At 48.6% G+C, this 18,143-nt stretch carries 19 protein-coding genes and 1 pseudogene; 13 read left to right on the top strand and 7 right to left on the bottom strand.

Translation table 11 applies throughout. The features are described 5' to 3' along the window. Positions 1-265 precede the first annotated feature (265 nt). The 6 genes from MHI12_RS07470 to MHI12_RS07445 form a co-directional block, all read right to left on the bottom strand. Positions 266-448, bottom strand: a complete 183-nt coding sequence (locus MHI12_RS07470) for a hypothetical protein (protein ID WP_405171995.1) — start codon at positions 446-448, stop codon at positions 266-268. Between the two features lie 175 nt (positions 449-623). Further along, positions 624-1,754 carry a glycosyltransferase gene (locus MHI12_RS07465; protein ID WP_405171994.1) on the bottom strand — a complete coding sequence of 377 codons (1,131 nt, stop codon included), beginning with the start codon at positions 1,752-1,754 and terminating at the stop codon, positions 624-626. A 590-nt stretch (positions 1,755-2,344) separates the two neighbouring features. Further along, positions 2,345-3,091 (bottom strand): class I SAM-dependent methyltransferase, encoded by a 747-nt coding sequence (locus MHI12_RS07460; protein ID WP_405171993.1) that lies wholly within the window; start codon positions 3,089-3,091, stop codon positions 2,345-2,347. After that, entirely contained in the window at positions 3,078-4,598 is a 1,521-nt protein-coding gene (locus tag MHI12_RS07455; RefSeq protein ID WP_405171992.1) for a nucleotide sugar dehydrogenase, read from the bottom strand. The genes MHI12_RS07460 and MHI12_RS07455 overlap by 14 nt, the downstream gene beginning before the upstream one ends. 75 nt (positions 4,599-4,673) lie before the next feature. After that, complete coding sequence (locus tag MHI12_RS07450) at positions 4,674-5,663, bottom strand: SDR family NAD(P)-dependent oxidoreductase (RefSeq protein ID WP_405171991.1); 990 nt, start codon at positions 5,661-5,663, stop codon at positions 4,674-4,676. 18 nt (positions 5,664-5,681) lie between these two features. Further along, the gene (locus MHI12_RS07445; RefSeq protein WP_405171990.1) at positions 5,682-6,371 is read right to left on the bottom strand and encodes a glycosyltransferase; all 690 of its coding nucleotides are present in this window, start codon (positions 6,369-6,371) and stop codon (positions 5,682-5,684) included. A gap of 312 nt (positions 6,372-6,683) precedes the next feature. Between MHI12_RS07445 and MHI12_RS07440 the strand changes: the two genes are divergently transcribed. Next, a complete protein-coding gene (locus MHI12_RS07440) occupies positions 6,684-7,394 on the top strand; it encodes a GT-D fold domain-containing glycosyltransferase (RefSeq protein WP_405171989.1) in 711 nt (236 codons plus the stop codon). Positions 7,395-7,611: 217 nt separating this feature from the next. Here the strand turns inward: MHI12_RS07440 and MHI12_RS07435 are convergent, their stop codons facing one another. Then, positions 7,612-8,019: a hypothetical protein gene (locus MHI12_RS07435; protein ID WP_074094052.1), complete on the bottom strand. Its 408-nt coding sequence runs from the start codon at positions 8,017-8,019 to the stop codon at positions 7,612-7,614. A 189-nt stretch (positions 8,020-8,208) separates the two neighbouring features. Here MHI12_RS07435 and MHI12_RS07430 point away from each other — a divergent pair, with 189 nt between their 5' ends. The 12 genes and pseudogenes from MHI12_RS07430 to MHI12_RS07375 all read left to right on the top strand — a co-directional run bounded on the left by MHI12_RS07430 (position 8,209) and on the right by MHI12_RS07375 (position 18,137). Further along, entirely contained in the window at positions 8,209-9,357 is a 1,149-nt protein-coding gene (locus MHI12_RS07430) for an RluA family pseudouridine synthase (RefSeq protein WP_405171988.1), read from the top strand. Between the two features lie 72 nt (positions 9,358-9,429). Then, a complete protein-coding gene (locus MHI12_RS07425; RefSeq protein WP_405172954.1) occupies positions 9,430-10,008 on the top strand; it encodes a DUF1273 domain-containing protein in 579 nt (192 codons plus the stop codon). Between the two features lie 157 nt (positions 10,009-10,165). Beyond that, entirely contained in the window at positions 10,166-10,981 is an 816-nt protein-coding gene (gene speD, locus MHI12_RS07420) for an adenosylmethionine decarboxylase (RefSeq protein WP_036610662.1), read from the top strand. A gap of 184 nt (positions 10,982-11,165) precedes the next feature. Beyond that, positions 11,166-11,576, top strand: coding sequence for a flagellar basal body rod protein FlgB (gene flgB / locus MHI12_RS07415; RefSeq protein WP_076209406.1), 411 nt, complete (start codon positions 11,166-11,168; stop codon positions 11,574-11,576). A gap of 149 nt (positions 11,577-11,725) precedes the next feature. Further along, positions 11,726-12,214 (top strand): annotated as a pseudogene (locus MHI12_RS07410) (GNAT family N-acetyltransferase); the annotation flags it as partial. A gap of 210 nt (positions 12,215-12,424) precedes the next feature. Continuing rightward, the gene (locus MHI12_RS07405; protein ID WP_405172953.1) at positions 12,425-12,829 is read left to right on the top strand and encodes an NUDIX domain-containing protein; all 405 of its coding nucleotides are present in this window, start codon (positions 12,425-12,427) and stop codon (positions 12,827-12,829) included. 33 nt (positions 12,830-12,862) lie between these two features. After that, positions 12,863-13,387, top strand: coding sequence for an ankyrin repeat domain-containing protein (locus MHI12_RS07400; protein ID WP_405171987.1), 525 nt, complete (start codon positions 12,863-12,865; stop codon positions 13,385-13,387). 394 nt (positions 13,388-13,781) lie between these two features. Continuing rightward, entirely contained in the window at positions 13,782-14,297 is a 516-nt protein-coding gene (locus tag MHI12_RS07395) for a sigma-70 family RNA polymerase sigma factor (RefSeq protein WP_405171986.1), read from the top strand. Then, positions 14,294-15,631: a DUF4179 domain-containing protein gene (locus MHI12_RS07390; RefSeq protein ID WP_405171985.1), complete on the top strand. Its 1,338-nt coding sequence runs from the start codon at positions 14,294-14,296 to the stop codon at positions 15,629-15,631. Before MHI12_RS07395 ends, MHI12_RS07390 begins: the two co-directional genes overlap by 4 nt. A gap of 94 nt (positions 15,632-15,725) precedes the next feature. Continuing rightward, on the top strand, positions 15,726-16,769 hold the full coding sequence (locus MHI12_RS07385; RefSeq protein ID WP_405171984.1) for a S66 peptidase family protein: 1,044 nt from the start codon (positions 15,726-15,728) through the stop codon (positions 16,767-16,769). 65 nt (positions 16,770-16,834) lie between these two features. Next, positions 16,835-17,140: a hypothetical protein gene (locus tag MHI12_RS07380; RefSeq protein WP_036610673.1), complete on the top strand. Its 306-nt coding sequence runs from the start codon at positions 16,835-16,837 to the stop codon at positions 17,138-17,140. Between the two features lie 235 nt (positions 17,141-17,375). Next, positions 17,376-18,137 carry a threonine/serine exporter family protein gene (locus MHI12_RS07375; protein ID WP_405172952.1) on the top strand — a complete coding sequence of 254 codons (762 nt, stop codon included), beginning with the start codon at positions 17,376-17,378 and terminating at the stop codon, positions 18,135-18,137. The last annotated feature ends 6 nt before the right edge of the window (positions 18,138-18,143 follow it).

Here is an 18,143-nt window from a genome sequence, read left to right as displayed (position 1 = left end):
CCAACGCTCTGTAAGCCTTGTGAAATTTTCTCCACATGCCAATCTTCATTAGATCTTGGTAGGAGATACACGTAGCACGAGAAGCATTAAAAGCCCCACTCACCGACTCTTTCGGTTAAGCGGGGCTACTCTTGTTCTACATTTTATCGTTTATTTACTTATACTTCATTGGTGGTTTGATATGCTTCTTCACTAACAACTTCGTAGCTATGGAACTTTAAATATATAGCAGCACATAACTTATCTATTATATCTATTCTACCTCTTAACCCTCTTCTGCTTCTGCTTCTGCTTCTGCTTCTGCTTCTGCTTCTGCTTCTGCTTCTGCTTCTGCTTCTGCTTCTGCTTCTGCTTCTGCTTCTGCTTCTGCTTCTGCTTCTGCTTCTGCTTCTGCTTCTGCTTCTGCTTCTGCTTCTGCTTCTGCTTCTGCTTCTGCTTCTGCTCGCAATTGTGCCTTACACTCTATTTCCGCTCAACCCTTATTTTCACACTGATCCGTCCTATCGCATCCTACCAGCAACGAAATAGTTTTTGTTGTTATTTCACTTCTACTCCAATCTATTTTCTCTATATCTACTCCACACTTCAAACTCTTCTGTCCTCATCTGTCCCAATATGTCTCCCTACTTACGAGGTGATACTTCACCACGTTCTTCCCGCTCCTTCATCTCCTTGCGTACCACCACTTCGAGCTTCTGCCGATTGGCAAGCAATCCGGGATCGTTGGGCAAGTACTCACGGGCTTTGGTGTTATGCATGAGTGCCTGCTCCCAGTTGCCCAGATGAGCATAACAAAGGGATAAACGGGCATGTGGCAGCCATGTACGGCAAGCCATAGGCACCGGGCGCAGACCCGGATCGCGGCTGCTCACGTCCACCGCCTGCATATACCAGTAGATCGCCGAGACGGGTTCCTGGCGCTCATGGAAACAGGCCGCAATGGCGCAGCAGAAATCGGCATGTGGCAGATCATACTGGAACGACTGCAGCAATGCGCCAAGCTTACGGCCCGGCTCACCCAGTCGTTCATAACATTCCGCTAACCGCGCGCAGGCAATCAGGCGATCCTCGCGGTAACCGCTTGGCTGCTCCAGCAGCTTCGCGTACCCGCGTGCCGCCGCCGCATAACGCTGGCGGTCATAACATTCGCCTGCATAATAAAACAGCAGGCGATCTTGGGCTACGCCCTCTTCGGCGATCCATTTGCGCAGAATGCGCACGTTTCGCGCCGAATGATGTCCCGCTTCGCGGCGATGCGTGACGGCAATGTCTGCCGTAATGACTTCGCCTCGCGGGAAGCTGAGCTGCTCGTGCAGCCGGCCATGCCAGCGGCACCCGGCATCCCGCTTGACCAGGCGAAGGCGTCGGTCCGTCACAAGTGGACTCCCCTCCGCTCCCTCGGCCAGCGTGTAGTTCAAGATCACAGCTTCCGTCTTCCCCCCGGACGGAAGCTGCTGCTTCAACACCTCCAGCTTCGCCCGTTCCGCGGGCAGCAGCACATCATCCGCATCCAGCCACAGGATATACTCCTGAGTGGCCTTGGCGAATGACTCATTCCGCGCTGCGGCAAAGTCATCCTTCCATTCATACGTATAGACCTGGTCGGTATACTGCGCAGCGATATCCATCGTGCGATCCGATGAACCGGTATCCACAATGACGATCTCGTCCGCAATGCCAGCAACCGAATCCAGACAGCGCGCAAGCGTGCGTTCCTCGTTCTTCACAATCATGCACAGACTGATGGTGATCACGTTTTGAGCCCCTTCCTGTCGTACGCGTATTGCGAAATTTCATAACGGATTTGTTCTTTCGTTGGTTAAATACTTCGAACAAAGTACTATCGTAAGTTGAACTAAAAGAGATTTACACTGGACACTCCGATGACAAAAACTTTGCGATCGTTGTTATCCCCATTTTTTTAATTCCTTTTATAAAGGGTAATCCGGGGATAAAGGCGAATCATATGCTTCCGATGCAGCTTTCATTCAGAACACTTTTAGCTCCGCTTCTTGATATTCTTTCTGTCTTCTCCGTTTCGTGTAAATGTTTAGTCCAATTTATTTTGGTATTTGGTATTGGTCACGGAATTCATTTCATTTTCACTGTGGCTAACGAACTGAGGTGACGCTATTTGGTGTATTTCAGCCACTAAGAAAATGTAACGAATCTGAGACCCGCTATTATCGCATTATAGGCATCCATTCGTCGTTTATCGCAGCTTTCAGATGAAATAGCGCCGCTGAGATTCGTTACATTTCTCATCTCTCCAAAATCATCAAAATAAGGTGTGTGAGATTCGTTAGAACATAGAATAGCTCTGTCGTCACACTAAACAACACGGCTACCCTTCCCCACTCTCCTGTCGGCGAAGCCGTTTCACCTGCTCCACTGCACTGTCCAGTGCCTTCTTGCGCTGCTTCATTACACGGAGGTGCTGATGTTCCACCTCGGCAAAATGGACATGATCCAGCTCCATCCACTCCAACAGTTGATCCAAAGTCGGTGACATATGCAGTTGTGTACTCCGACGTTTGCGGGCCACGCAACATAGATATTTATGATGAACTTCAAGTTTCAAGACTTCAAAATACGGCATCAGGGTCATGGCCAGGCTTCCCGCATAGAAGGTCTGCTTGTGGTCATAGAACGGGTGATACCCATACGGCACAGTCACAACCAACGTCCCATCTTCTTGCAACAGCCGATAAATCTGGATCAACAACGTCTCCGGATGGGCAAAATGCTCCAACACTTCTCCAAGCAGCACCGAGTCAAAGGTAGTCCTGACTTTCCATTGCGTAATGTCCAGCATCCGAAAATCCACATTGTTCCTGACGGGCCTGGACTCTTTAGCAAGCTCTTCCTGTGCATATCGGATGCTCTCTTCTTCCAGATCAATACCGGTCACACGAAATCCTTCACGTGCCAGCAAAATCGACGTAATGCCCTGACTGCACCCGACATCCAGGATGCGTTTGCCTGTTGCCTCACGGCACATCCAGTGGATACGCGTTCTCGTCGCTTCATGAGAATCTTCAGAATTAATCTCGCCGTAATAGCGTTCGCTTACACGATCATGATTTGCCATGGGCATCTCCCGGATCCTCGTCGGGATCGATCGCAGCTTCACGGCGAGTTAAGGCGCCCTCGACTGCCACCTTGACTTCCTCTTTTTGCCCGGACCCTTCTACTCGTTCCTGTTGCTCGTAAACTCTCTTCGCCTCATGACGTACAGGCTGACCCAGTACCACAATATTTCCCCCGTGGCATCCGGCCGTTGCATTGCGTGTATCGAAAATTAGCTTTGCATGATCCACCATCTCCTGATAATCGAATCCAGAATGATCCGTGGTGATGATCACCAGATCAGCTCCTGTCCACAATTCTGGCACTGCTGGACTAGAATGCAGCACTGTACCATCATCCTTACGGAAGACAGGCACCATTGGATCGGTGAAAACCACATCTGCGCCCGCTGCGCTCAGTAGCCGAAAAACGTCCAGCGCTGGTGATTCACGCAAGTCGTCAATGTCTTTTTTGTAAGCCATACCCGCCAGTACAACACGTGCTCCTCGCACAGATACACCATTCTGCTCCAGCAGCTCCGCGGCACGCTTCACCACTCTCTCTGGCATTTGCCGATTGGTTGCATCCGCCAGCTGAATGAACTGCAGTTCGGATCCCTGACGGTTTGCAGCCCAGGACAGATAGATCGGATCGATTGGGATACAGTGCCCGCCGATGCCGGGGCCTGGATAGAATGGCATATAACCAAATGGCTTGGTTGCCGCCGCATTCAGTACTTCCCAGATGTTTACCCCCATCTGTTCACAGGCCGGGGTCAGCTCATTCACAAGTGCAATGTTGACACTGCGAAATGTATTTTCGAACAGCTTTGCTGTCTCCGCTACCGTTGTTGAACTAACCGGAACAACTTCGTTGAGGAACGAGCCGTAGAACTGTTTACCATAATTCAGACAAGCGGGTGTGGAGCCGCCAATGATTTTCGGGGTATTTTTCACACCATAATGTACACTGCCCGGATCTACCCGCTCTGGAGAATAACAGACGTAGAACTGTTCTCCAGCACGCCAGCCGTTTGCCGCTTCAATCGGTTGTTTCACGCGTTCCTCCGTTGTGCCCGGATAGGTCGTGCTTTCCAATATAACCAGGCTGCCTTCCTGCAAATACGGAGTCATGCCATCCACCGCCGCCGAGATATATGAGATATCCGGTTGATGCTCGGCAGTCAGAGGGGTGGGCACACAGATTACAATCACATTGGCCTGTGCCACCGCAGCATAATCGGTGCTTGCCGTGAATAATCCAGCCTGCATAAGCGACTGCACAACATCATCTTCTATACCTATGACATACGAATTCCCGGCGTTCAGCTTGGCTACCTTCGAAGTATCGATATCAATCCCGTGGACTTGATAACCGGCCTGTGCCATCTCTACGGCCATGGGTAAACCAACATAACCGAGACCGATGACAACAGCCTTCAGGGAGCGGTCATTAATATGTTGTATTAGGGTACGTTGCTGTAACTCTTCATTTCCTTCGTGCTGGTTGTGCTGATGATTTTCTTCCATTCCTTCCACCTCCAAACGCTCCACCTCCTCTCGGTGGGTGTGTCTGAAAACTCCGAACGAGTTTTGAGACACACCCTAATCGATATAACCGCCTGCACGCAAAAACCGGGCAATCGCTGGTTTGTTCATCATGGCACTGTCCGAGCGATACTCGGAGAAGTTCACACGAGGCAGACTGCTGTACTGATCGGTCAGTCCCTTGTCCTTGTGCTCCGGCAGGATGACGTAATACTGTGCATCGTATTGGTACGTACGCGGCGCTTCAAAGGGCGAGATTAACACTTCATGTAATTTCTCGCCTGGACGTATGCCCGTCACCTTATAATCGAAGGATGGACGACCTGCCTGTTCCAACATGACGGAGGCCAGATCCGTCATCTTGCAAGCTTTCATTTTCATCACAAACGTCTCCCCGCCCACCGCCGCCTCCGCCGCCTTAAGCAGTAAATGTATGGCTTCGGTACGCGTCAGGAAAAAGCGGGTCATGCCTTTGTCCGTAATGGTTGGGCTCTTGCCTTCATTAATCTGACGACGGAACAAGGGAACGACACTACCGCTGGTTCCAAGCACATTGCCGCCGCGGATGCAGACAAACCGGGTGCTTTCACTCAGCCAGTTGGCACGGATCATCATTTTTTCACCCAAAGCCTTTGTCATGCCATATACGTTAATCGGATCTACCGCCTTATCGGTGGACACATCGATGACTTTGGCAACCTGCATGCGTATCGCAGCCCGAATAATATTCTGGGTACCGATCACATTGGTCTTGAACGCTTCATCCGGCTGGTCCTCGCAGACCGGAACATGCTTCAGCGCAGCCAGATGGAAGAGCACATCCACACCTCTGCATGCATCTTCCACTGCCCGATAATCGCGGATATCCCCAATGATGAATCGCAGACGCGGATCATGGTTGAACTCTCGCTGCATCGCAATCTGGGCGTATTCATTACGTGACAGAAGGCGAATCTCAGCCGGGTCCTGCTCCAGCAGTACCTCAGTCAGCTTTTGACCCCAGGAGCCTGTTCCTCCGGTGATCAGAATCGTTTGTCCTTGAATCATGGATGAGTCCCTCCCTGATCAGATCATGAATTCGCGTAGTACCTGTGCCATCTCATCCCGGCTTAACCGGTCTTTGGGCGGTACCTTTTTGGTTGAAGTATTGCTCGAATGCACGATGTTGACATAATTGCGCGGAGCAAGCAGCTCGTGCGGCAGTTCAATGACATTGCCATGTGTACCTCTGCCCGGGAGCTTGACCCGGTATCCTGCTGCGTATTCGGTTGTCTTATATAAGTAGACATAGAACTGTGGAGAACGGTGAAACGCTGGGGCCATCTCGTTATTCACACTGTCCCACAGATATCCGTTCTGGTTAATCAGTGCCATCGTCTGCGGCTGTGGTTGAATATCGTAGAGCTGTTGAACAAAGGTTTTATGGTATAAATCATCCGAATCCAGACGGGCAATATAGAGTTGCTCCGAACCATTGGCAAACGCCAAAATGGCACGTACACTCTCCATATTGGTTCCAAAACGAATATTGGAAGGAAGCGGCTCCTGACCCGCCAGAATCTCCTGCATTAATTCCCCGGATTCCTTGGACAACTTCACCACTGTGAGGAAATCCTGATTCGTCTGCGCCTTCAGGCAATGCAATGTGAACGTGCGGAAGATGCTCATCCGACGCTCCAGCCATTCCCGCGTTAATCGCTGCGGGTCCATCCCATAATTGTTGAAGTTAATCTCAATCACAACTTTCCTGGACATAACATTCCTCCTCATGAACGCTGCAAGTTCCGTTTGTCGGATACAGACTGTTTTCATAGTTTTGATGCCGTCTTCCTACGAAGACCATCCTCTATCTATCTGATCGCTTACAAGCCACATCTCGCTTGTGAATCCAGCACTCTATATCGTATGAAACGTTGATAGAAGCGGTACCGACAGATGTACTAACTTTCATATAAATAGATTGATATTCAACCAAGAATGGCGCCCTTTGGGTCGAACGTACATATCGTTACGGTAGTCGCAACATAGAATAGAACAGTTCAATTTTCAAAGGAGGCAACCCATCATATGAATTCGATCTATCTTGAAATGGAAGGTGTGCTTGATCAGCTCGAAGCGGCACTTCTGGAACACCGACCGCTGTCTCTTGTAAGAGTCGGTGATGGCGAGAATATCGTCATGTCTCAAGAAACCGTATGGCCCACGGAACAGGTCCTTCAGGAGCGTTGGGCCAAGAAAGCCAACTTAGGGCAAAAGGGACTTCGTCTTCCCAACCCGAAACTACGGGATGAAGTCGCCGCTTCCTTGCAACGTGCCGATATCGTGGGCATTCTTCCTCGTGGTGACAGCACCATTAATGCTCCCGATTATCTCAAAAGACCCCTGACCGACATGGTATTTGCACACTTTGGCATCTCTCCTCCGATGACTTGTCACGCCTGTGTCAATCGGGAACTGGCGCAGAATCCGCGTTTCTGGCAGATGCTTGCAGGCAAGCGTGTGTTGCTCGTTACTCGTGAGATTGAGGCTCTGCGTGTCATGCTCGAACGTGAGCCGTATAATCTAAACATTGTGACTGCCCTGCCCTTCGACAGCTATGATCAAATGGATGAAACGCTGCATTGGATTCAGAATAATCAACATTCCTTCGATGTCGCTCTCTTCTCCTGTGGCGTCAACGCGGTTATCCTTGCGGAGCGAACAGCTGCACTCGCAGGCAAAGTTGCCATCGACTTTGGCAAAGCCAACAACATCATTCTGAAAGGCCGTGCCAACTGATCCACACGGGCACTTCCTTCAGATGAGTGAGCTACATTGAAATGTACAGATGCTTGTACGGCAAGAAACCCCCGACTTCTTGAGCTGGGGGTTTCTTGCTGAGCGCTAGTCGAAACCTATCGCTGCATTGTCTTGCGTTTCTGGGGTATGAAGCGAACTCTGCCGTCAACAGAAGTGATGACGAAGCACTCTGCCTGTTATATTTCGCCTTTCACTACTAACCGGTGGCTGCAATACCGTATAACATCTCCGGCCCGGTTCTTACTGCTGTGGACACGCCCGAGATGAACGAAGTATACACACTTTCCAATGCTGGTGGTGCAGACAGATCCTGAGCAGTGAACGAATGAAATTCGGCACCGCCATTCTGTCCAATCGTACCTTCAGCACGGTAGATCACATAGAAAGGATCATATAGGAATCCCCGTACCAGCTCTACAACAAAGGTATCTCCCAGTTCTCCCGTAACACCTACTGTCCCGTTCAAAGTAATAATGGGGTTCACCACACCTTGGGTCTGAAGACCAATTGCGCCGAATGCTTCCGGGGATGGACTTAGAGATAAACCGGGCTGTCCTACGGTTGCCGAGTTCATCGAAGTTCTCATATCGAGAAACACGCCCATGAGTAACACCTCCAATGCTATGGGATAACATATCCTATGAATCTCACAACTCTTCGGATTGGATGTATAGCAGATTCCATGAACCTATTTTTATTTGTCGACTGTTAGTGGTATATTGAACTGCATAACGAAATGAACGGATCGTATGCACACAAGCGGTACAGGCTGTTCAGAAGGAGATTATTATTCATGAATAAACGCAAACGTCCAACAGGCAAAACATCGGCCTCGGCCAAGGGAAAAACATACGCAGGTTCATCTACAGCACGTTCCGGCAAGTCCAACTTCTCATCTGCCAAAACATCAGGTGCTTCCGCATCACGCAATACGGAGGAGAATAAGAAGCCATTAGCCGCGAAATCATCGGGTGCACCCAAGAAAGCTGGAGGTAACAAACCCAAAAATGCCAGCGCATCCAAACGACCAGGCAATTCCTACTATCGCAAGCAGGAACCACCACGCCAGTACAAAGTAACCGAACCGGACGAACTGTTGAACTTCCTGTTGCAGCATCTGAAATCAGGACGGAACGCGGTGAAGTCCATTCTGGGTCGTGGACAGGTATCCGTGGATCAGAAGGTCGTAACCAAGTTTAATGAGGCGCTGACGCCAGGTCAGATTGTATATATTAGAAAAGAAGGTGCAGTCGCTGCTCCGTCCTTGACGGGTATTAACATTTTGCATGAAGACGATGATATCATTGTGATCCGTAAGGAAGCCGGACTGTTGTCCATTGCCGCTGACAAGACGGATGACCTGACGGCTTATCGCCAACTGACAGAGCATGTACGCCGCACGAATCCGCTCAACCGGATCTTTGTTGTACATCGTCTGGATCGGGATACGTCAGGTGTCATGATGTTTGCCAAAAGTGAAGAGGTACAGCAGAAGCTGCAAAACAACTGGAAAGAAAATGTGCAGGACCGCGTCTACGTTGCCCTTGTTGAAGGTTCAGTAGCCAAAGAAGAAGGCACCATCTCTTCCTGGTTGAAGGAAACCAAAACGCTGAAAATGTATTCCAGCTCTCGTCCGAATGATGGACAACATGCCATCACACATTACAAACGTCTGAAGTCGAACCGTGAGTTCTCCTTGCTGGAAGTGCGTCTGGAGACAGGGCGTAAAAATCAGATTCGTGTGCATATGGAAGATCTCGGACATCCGATTGCCGGTGACAGAAAATACGGCGCACGCACAAGAGACCTTGGCCGTCTCGGACTTCATGCACGTATACTCTCGTTTATCCATCCCACAACGGATGAGTTAATGTCATTCGAAACGGATATTCCAAAGCCATTCCTTTATCCGTTCCGTGCAGAAACTCCACCTGCGAAATAACTGCACCTCTAATGTGTGCATATATAGAAAATTCACTAATTGATTGATCATGCCTGAAAGGAGGAACGGACACTGAAAAACCTGTTAATCACCGGTTACCGGGCACATGAATTGCAGATTTTTGGACAGAAGCATGAAGGTATTCCTTTTATCAAAAAAGCCATCTCCTCCCGCCTCACTCCCCTTGTCGAAGAAGGTCTGGAATGGGTGCTGACGCCCGGACAATACGGTGTGGATCTGTGGGCCTGCGAAGTAGTGATTGATCTGAAGAAGACGTATCCACATCTGAAACTGTCGATCATCACTGCCTTTCAGAACCCGGAGGAGCAATGGAAAGAAGACAAGCAGGAGTATTACCGTTCCATCCTCTCGGGTGTGGACTATTACGGTGCGATTAGCAATCAACCTTATATCGGGCCGTGGCAGTTCACTGCACGGGATGACCTGTTGCTGCGCAAAAGCGACGGTCTTCTGCTCGTCTATGACGAAGATGCCGGAGAAGGCAGTCCCCGTTTTGTGAAGGAAAAAGCCGTGAAGAAACAGCAGAACGAGGACTATACAATCATCAGTGTCACTTCAGAGGATATCCAATCTGTAGCTGAGGATGAGCGCATAAATGATATTGCAGATTTCGACGATTCTTCATTCTGAAAAAATGTAGATCATCTGAAGTCCATTCATGCATAGCTGTCATCAGAGGGGAATCGTATTTTGAATGACCTACATATGTTTTTTTTCGTGGCAGGTTGGGTATAAGTAGTATTATAACTGCGATGATATGTCGTATGGGATAAGGGGAACTGCAACCATGACAATTACGCCAGAGCAGCGCATTCAACTGCATGGATTTAACAACCTGACCAAGTCGCTCAGCTTTAATATGTACGATATCTGTTATACCAAAACCAAAGATGAACGTGAAGCTTACATTGAATATATTGATGAACAGTATAACGCCGCCCGGCTGAGTAAAATTCTAAACAACGTCTCCGATATCATCGGAGCCCACGTTCTTAATGTTGCCCAGCAGGATTACGTGCCTCAAGGTGCGAGTGTGACGATGCTGGTCTCCGAAGGTCCAATCGTGGAGATCCCCGAAGAATCACTCGATGAATCTCCCGGCCCTCTGCCCGATAACGTTGTCATGCAGCTGGATAAAAGCCATATCACTGTGCACACCTACCCTGAATTTCATCCTAGTGAAGGTATCAGTACCTTCCGTGCGGACATTGATGTCTCCACCTGCGGTGAGATCTCACCGCTTAAGGCACTGAATTATCTGATCCACTCATTTGATACGGACATTATGACGATGGATTACAGGGTGCGTGGTTTTACGCGGGATACGAGCGGACGCAAGCTGTTCATTGACCATGAGATCGGCTCTATTCAGAATTATATTCCCGACGAGATCAAAAGCAGCTTTGACATGATTGACGTGAACGTCTATCAGGAGAATATTTTTCACACCAAGTGTAAACTGAGGGAATTTGATCTCGACAATTATCTGTTTGGGTACACCAAAGATAAGCTCAGCAAGAAGGAACAACAGGAGATTACAGAGTGGCTGAAGCTGGAGATGGACGAGATCTATTACGGCAAAAATATTAATCGTCCCTCTTAAAGAGGTTGTTCAACGCTGATCCATAAGGGCAAAGTCTAAGACAAGATTTCATGAAGGCAGGGTTCTTCTTATCGGGGAACCTCCGACATGTGCTTGTCTTTTTCTTTGTTATGTTGACAGTGTGCAACTTTATTTCTTATTATAGAAGTAACTGTATCAATCTACAGTGAAGGAGACTGAGCCCGTGATCGAAACGAATACGACAAGACGTAACGAATCACTGTTACAAGCACTGACTGCACAGCACAATGCCATTACCAATAACATTGCCAATGCAGACACGCCCAACTACAAAAAGAAAACGGTAGAGTTTCAGGAAGAGCTGAGACGGATCGTTGAGAATGGCAAAACAGATCAGCTCGCCATGAAGCGGACTCATAACAAACACTTCCCTGTCAGTGATCCCAATTCTTCCATCGTACAGTACCGAATTGTCGAGAACAACGAAACTACGATGAACAATAACAACAATAACGTTGACATTGACAAGGAAATGGCGAATCTTTCGGAGAATCAGCTCATGTATAACTACATGGTTGATCGGGTCAGTGGACATTACAAAAAAATGAAGAATTTATTGAATGATTTGAAATAATGAATGTACAAGCAGCCGTTTCGGGCTGCTTTTTTTTGTTGTTTTTCACCTGAATGTAGCTTGTTTGGTGCCATTTTTCGGTATCCTCTCTTGTTCGTAGTATAATGGGGAGAAACGATTGATTTCATATCGAATAAAAGAGGTGCAACATGTCTCCACGTCATTTAAATGGTTTTCAAGGTTCCAAAGTCAGATTAGCGGCCCCATGCCCGGAAGATTGCATGCGTCTCTCCCGCTTCACAGACGATTATGAATATTTGCGCAACATGGATACCGATATCGCGATCCCGTTAACGCCGGATGAGACAGGGTCCTCCTCTGTCCGCCGAGACAACGGATTTGAATTTGCATTACGTACACTGGAGGGGAACCGATTCATTGGATTCACAGCCCTATACCGGATTGAATGGAACAATCGGTCGGCTCGTCTGGCCATTGGCATCGGTGAAGAAAATGATCGGGGTAAAGGTTACGGAAGCGACGCTCTGGCTCTGATTCTTCGGTATGGCTTCCACGAATTGAACCTGAACCGGATTGCGCTGGAAGTCATTGAATACAATGAAGCCGCAAGACGTGCGTACCTAAAAGCCGGATTCCGGGAAGAGGGTCGCCAGCGTTCAGCAGTTTTGCGGGATGGCATGCATTATGACCTGATCTCGATGAGTATCCTTGCGGAAGAATGGTCAGCGCAGTCTCAGCTTCCATTGTCATTCCAGTCTACTCATACTCCTCAATCTGGGGATATGGACGCGGGTGGTTTTTCACAACGTAATGTGAACGAACAAGCTGCGCTGTCCCTGTCGGAATTAAGTTCTGTTCCAAAAGGGGAATCTGAAATTTCACCTCGCATTGGCGTAGGTGCGGTCATCCTGAATGAACGGGGCGAAGTGCTTCTCGCCTGGCGGAATCGCCAGCCCGAGCAGCACACCTGGAGTATTCCCGGCGGGAAAGTCGATCCCTACGAATCACTGGAAACTGCCGTCATCCGCGAAATCAAGGAGGAAGTGAATCTGGATATCGCCATTGACAGTCTGCTCTGTACGGCGGAGACGATCCAGCCACAACAGAAGGAACATTGGATATCCGTGCTCTATTCCACCAAGGTGATTGGCGGTCATGCTCGTAATCTGGAAGAAGGCGGAGCCATTGGTGAGATCGGCTGGTTCCCATTGAATGATCTGCCCTCTCCACTCGCCTGCTTTGCCATACCTGGGCTGGAAGCTGTGAAGAAGTTATATAATGAATCCCTGTAAATTCTAATATTCCATCAGATGGAGGTATTCCTTATGAAACATGCAGAACAGATTAATCAACTATTTCAGGCTGCACAGTCTGGAGATTTGGCCAACCTGCAATTATTGTTCAATTCTCACCCGGAACTCACCAATACTGAAAATCAGGATGGGTTAACTCCGCTGGGATATGCCTCTCATTATGGACAAGCAGAGGTAGTTCGTCTTCTTCTGGAGCATGGAGCGGATGTTAACGCCCTTTCTCATTCCAAGATTTCCTTTATTCCGTCCAATACTGCACTGCATGCCGCACTTGCGGGAGAACGCTCGCCAGAAGTTATCCAACTTTTACTCGAACATGGGGCATCCACGAGTATTCTGGACAGCGATGGACAATATGCGTTGCACTCCGCAGCATTTCATACAGATCAGATCGAACTTATCGAGATGTTACTTCAGCATGGAGCTGATCCAAACGGGCTGAACTCAGCGGGCCAGACCGCACTGGAGATTTCACTTGAACGTGGTAACACGTCTACAGCTTCATGTCTGCGAGCAGCCGCAGGACAGCAGCAATAATGATCAGCTAGAGTGAAAACATGAATAACCGCCAGAACTCTTTTTGGAGTACAAAGAGAAGGTCTGACGGTTATTTGTTGTTCGATTACATACCTCTATCGAGAGGCTATATAAGTTGAGCTAAAGAATATTTACACTTCCCACTCCGATGACAGAACAACCTTCCGATCGCTGTTATCCCCAGATTTTTTTAATTCACTTTTACAAAGGTGAAAATCTGGCGATAAAGGCGAACGCTCCGCTTCTTCAGGTTATTTCAGTCCTCTACGTTCTCGTGTAAATATAGTTCAACTTATATAGAAATCGCGAAACATCATATTTTTTCCAGGGAGTAAGAACCGTTTGGTGCCTTACGCTGTCTAATACTCAACATATCCATGAAAGGAGGAGCCATGTGACCCCTATTCAGCTCACCATCGCCGCACAAAAAGGGGATGCCGAGGCTTTTGCAGCCTTAATGGAATTACATCAGAGCCAACTGTACCGTATCGCCTATGCCTACCTGCATAACGAAGGTGATGCGCTGGAAGCGATTCAGGAATCAACCTTCAGGGCATTCCATAAACTCAAAAAATTAAAAGAGCCCTCCTACTTTGGCACTTGGCTCATCCGCATTCTGCTCAACTACTGTGCGGACGAACGCAAACGCAAAAGTCGGTTCAGTCCCGTCACCGAGATTCATGAATCCAGCAGTTGGGATCGTCCTGCGGACCCCGATCTTGCTGCGGCCGTATCCACCCTTGATCGGGATTGCAAACAGATTATTATCCTGAGTTATTTCGAAGGTTTCTCCTTAACTGAAGTCGCCGATATTCTCGAAATCCCGACCGGAACCGTAAAATCCCGATTACATCGGGCACTCGGACAGCTCCGTGATCAACTTGAAACGAAAGGAGATGCATCCTCATGACGGATGAACAAAAATCATTCGAGACATTGGAAGAACGTCTGAATGCTCGCAAGACGGAGTACGAAACCATGCCTGTGCCCGATGCCGCCGCATATCAGGCTGTGCAGTCCGGAATCCGCCAGGCTGCCCGTAAGCGCAAGTCCCGGCTGCGTTGGTATATGAGCTCCATCTCAGCAGCTGCCCTCATCCTGCTATTTACGGGATGTATCCGTGTCTCTCCCGCTTTTGCGTCCTTCGTGGAGCAATTGCCTGGCATGGAAGGCATTGTGAGCATGATTCGCCAGGACAAAGGATTAATGATGGCGATCGATAAGTCCCTCTTACAGAAAGTCGGGGTAACCGACGAGCATGATGGTACTTCATTGACCGTTGAAGGCATTATCACAGACGAGTCACGTATGGTTATTTTTTACACAATGAAAGGTATGAAAGATCCCGAGAAATTCAACTATGACATTGATTTGCTAGATGAAAACGGTAAAGACCTTCCTGTTGCATTTAGTTACGCTTATCCAACGCCTTCTCCAGACGAGAATGTGTATGAGAATATGATAGACGTGATCTACACAGATGGAGCCTCTCCGCCCGAAGAGCTGAGCGTTGTATTTAAGCCAAGAGATACAGCAAGTGCTGAAAAGTGGAAAGTGACGTTCCCGGTAGACAAGAATCTTACCAAAGGAATGAAAAAAGTTATTCCTGTTAATCAGACGTTAACGGTGGATGGGCAGCGTATTGATGTGAAACAGGCTACTCTGTATCCAACCCGTCTTGTACTTGATGTGAATTTTGATCCTAAAAATACCAAGAAGGTATTTGGCCTCAATGATCTTCAACTGGTCGACGAGCAAGGTCGCGCGTGGAGAACAGACACCTCAACAGGTGGGGATGAACGTTCCATTTATTTCGAAAGCATGTACTTCTCCATACCGAAAAAGCTGACCTTACAGGGATCTGGCTTCTCGGGATTGGACAAAAAGGATCTGAATCTTTCACTTGATCTGAAGTCACGTCAGATTACAGGTGGTCCTCCTGGATTGAAGATGGTTGGCAGCAAGGTTGAAGGCAACGATTTAATTATTGACTTCTCTGTTGCTGGCAGTATGCAAGGTGGGTTCGTTCTCTCTTTCGAAAATGTTAAAGACAGTGAAGGGAAGTCATATGAGATTCCTGGAACCAGTTGGAGTAGTGGGGAAGGGACGGATGATAGTCATACGATTGTTTCTTCTACTATCGAAAATGGAGCCAAGTTAAAAGGTGAATTGAAGATGAACATATCCACCTATCCGATGAAAATCAAGTCACCATTCTCATTGGAGATTCCTGTGAATCCTTAATCTGAACACAACGTGCTTTCAATAATCGGATTAATCTATATAATGGAAATATTCATGAAGATGAGCAATATTCACAAGAAAGGGTGTTTCCACAATGAATCAACGTTCGATCCGTTACCCGCAGCCACTCGCTCCGGGAAATACCATCGGTGTGGCAGCCCCCTCCAGCGGTGTAGGTGAATCCCTGCACCATTATCTTGAGGAGAGCAAACGCAATATGGAGCGCCTGGGTTTTGGCGTGATGGAAAGCCCCTCTCTACGTCATAACACCAAATGCGTGAGTGCCTCCAAAGAGGAACGCGCCGAAGAGATGAATGAATTTTTTCGCAATCCTAATATTCAGGCCATTATCCCTCCATGGGGTGGAGAGTTTCTTATGGATATCCTGCCCCTGCTGGATTGGGAAGCTTTGAAAACCTTGCCGCCCAAATGGGTCATGGGATACTCGGATATCAGTACGTTCCTGTTCGCCTATACCCTGATCACCGGAACAGCATCAGCACATGGCACCAACTATGTTGATCTAAGATCAAACGCCCTCGATCCCGTGACTGCGCGCTGGATTGATGTGTTACAGACCAAATACGGCGGACAGATCACACAATCGTCTTCCACACATTATCAATCGGCATGGAAACCGGAATCTCCTGGATTTAACCTGGATACACCTTCGCGCTGGAAACAGCTCGGTCACTCGGAAGATACAGACACAGATGTGGTGTTCTCCGGTCGACTGATCGGCGGCTGCATGGATACGATCTCCAGTCTGATTGGCACGCCGTATGCACCTGTTGCATCCTATCTGGAGCAATACTGTGCAGTCGAAGGTACCATCTGGTATCTGGAAAGCTGTGAGATGAATGCGGGGGATATCTACCGTCATCTGTGGCAGATGAAACAGGCTGGCTGGTTTGCAGGTGTAAAAGGCTTCATGTTCGGCCGACCTGCGGGTTATTCCGATACAGCCGATTTCAATTTTACCGATGCCCTATCCTCTGCACTTGGGGATCTGGATGTCCCTGTACTGTACGATGTGGATCTCGGCCATGTTCCGCCCCAACTCACCTTTGTGAATGGAGCATTAGGCAAAGTCGCTTATGAAAATGGACGCGGGAGCCTTGAGATGGCGTTTGTGTAATCACCTTTTATAGGCAGATGCATACCTTGAAGTAAGAACTTATTTTGAGGGAAGGGTTGTGCATCATGTCTGAATCCACATCCACGCCATCCACGCGTGTCGTGTACCAAGCCAATCAACCGATGCTTCAATCCGTGCAAAGTGTGCGGAATATGCTTCATCATACAGCTCGGCAGCATATAGGCAAGAAGGTACAAGTCCAGAATATCGATGGGCAAGTGTGGGAAGGTGTCATCATCAGTGCAGACCGGGGAATTTTGTATCTCCAGGTTACCCCGATGCATGGATATCCTGAACCGCGTGCCTTGTTTGGACCAACGATTTTGCCGCTTGTGCTGTATGAATTGTTGGTTATCACACTGTTGATGTAGTGGCATTGTACTTCTATATCCGAACCTGTTCCAAGAAGCTTCGCTCCTGAGATCTTCAAGTCTTGGGAACGAGGCTTTTTTATCGTCTTGGCGATGGTGCGGTATGATTCCTTGCGAGCGTGTGAAATATGATACAATGGTGTCGCACCACCCCATATCTCATATGAAACGGAGCTTGATCCGGTTGGAATACATACGTCATGATTCATCACCCGTATCACAAGCCGAGACGGGTATGATTGGCAGCAACCCTACTGAACAATCCCGCGTGATTGCAATCTGTCTGCTCGCAGGCAAAATCATGCTGCAAAGCGGTGGTGAAACCTACCGTGTCGAAGATACGATGAAACGTATGGCGGCTGCGCTTGGGTTACCCCATTCGCATAGTTACGTTGTTCCGACAGGTATCTTCTTCTCTGTTGATGCAACCGAACCTGCCAAGCTGATTCGCATCTCCGAGCGTACGACGGATCTGGACAAGGTGTCCGAGGTTAATGCGGTCTCCCGCCGCATCGGACAAGGTGAGCTATCTACTCAGGAAGCCCATGATCTGTTGGTACAGATCGAAGGCAAGCCTTCCTCCTATTCAACGGCTGTTCAGCTTACGGCCGCAGCGTTATCCAGTGGTTGTTTTACCATTATGTTTGGCGGAGGTTGGAGCGACTTTCTTCCGGCGCTGATCTGTGGTGGTATAGGTTATGCAGCCGTTATTGCCTTTCACCGATTGGTACGGGTCAAATTCTTTGCCGAGCTTACGGCATCCTTTGTTATTGGCTTACTTGCTTTTCTCCTGATCTACATGGGAGTGGGTCATGAACGGGACAAAATCATCATTGGTTCGGTTATGCCGCTGGTTCCGGGGCTGCTGATTACCAATGCTGTACGCGACCTGATGGCCGGGCATCTCGTATCCGGATTATCCAAGGGAGCCGAGGCATTTCTGACCGCCTTCGCCATAGGTACCGGCATTGCAGTTGTATTTTCACTTTTTATGTAAGACGGA

The organism is Paenibacillus sp. FSL H8-0280 (assembly GCF_045040665.1).
Taxonomy (GTDB): domain Bacteria; phylum Bacillota; class Bacilli; order Paenibacillales; family Paenibacillaceae; genus Paenibacillus; species Paenibacillus xylanexedens_A.
Note: the sequence above shows the minus strand (reverse complement) of the source record. Positions and strands in the feature narration are given on the sequence as shown.

Excerpts from the sequence above, each read along its gene's own strand:
- MHI12_RS07385 (WP_405171984.1), top strand. The coding sequence starts at position 15,726 with ATGAATCAACGTTCGATCCGTTACCCGCAGCCACTCGCTCCGGGAAAT.
- speD (WP_036610662.1), top strand. The coding sequence starts at position 10,166 with ATGACAATTACGCCAGAGCAGCGCATTCAACTGCATGGATTTAACAAC.
- MHI12_RS07375 (WP_405172952.1), top strand. The coding sequence starts at position 17,376 with ATGATTGGCAGCAACCCTACTGAACAATCCCGCGTGATTGCAATCTGT.
- MHI12_RS07400 (WP_405171987.1), top strand. The coding sequence starts at position 12,863 with ATGAAACATGCAGAACAGATTAATCAACTATTTCAGGCTGCACAGTCT.
- MHI12_RS07435 (WP_074094052.1), bottom strand. The coding sequence starts at position 8,019 with ATGGGCGTGTTTCTCGATATGAGAACTTCGATGAACTCGGCAACCGTA.
- MHI12_RS07390 (WP_405171985.1), top strand. The coding sequence starts at position 14,294 with ATGACGGATGAACAAAAATCATTCGAGACATTGGAAGAACGTCTGAAT.
- MHI12_RS07440 (WP_405171989.1), top strand. The coding sequence starts at position 6,684 with ATGAATTCGATCTATCTTGAAATGGAAGGTGTGCTTGATCAGCTCGAA.
- MHI12_RS07460 (WP_405171993.1), bottom strand. The coding sequence starts at position 3,091 with ATGGCAAATCATGATCGTGTAAGCGAACGCTATTACGGCGAGATTAAT.
- MHI12_RS07380 (WP_036610673.1), top strand. The coding sequence starts at position 16,835 with ATGTCTGAATCCACATCCACGCCATCCACGCGTGTCGTGTACCAAGCC.
- MHI12_RS07445 (WP_405171990.1), bottom strand. The coding sequence starts at position 6,371 with ATGTCCAGGAAAGTTGTGATTGAGATTAACTTCAACAATTATGGGATG.
- MHI12_RS07430 (WP_405171988.1), top strand. The coding sequence starts at position 8,209 with ATGAATAAACGCAAACGTCCAACAGGCAAAACATCGGCCTCGGCCAAG.
- MHI12_RS07455 (WP_405171992.1), bottom strand. The coding sequence starts at position 4,598 with ATGGAAGAAAATCATCAGCACAACCAGCACGAAGGAAATGAAGAGTTA.
- MHI12_RS07450 (WP_405171991.1), bottom strand. The coding sequence starts at position 5,663 with ATGATTCAAGGACAAACGATTCTGATCACCGGAGGAACAGGCTCCTGG.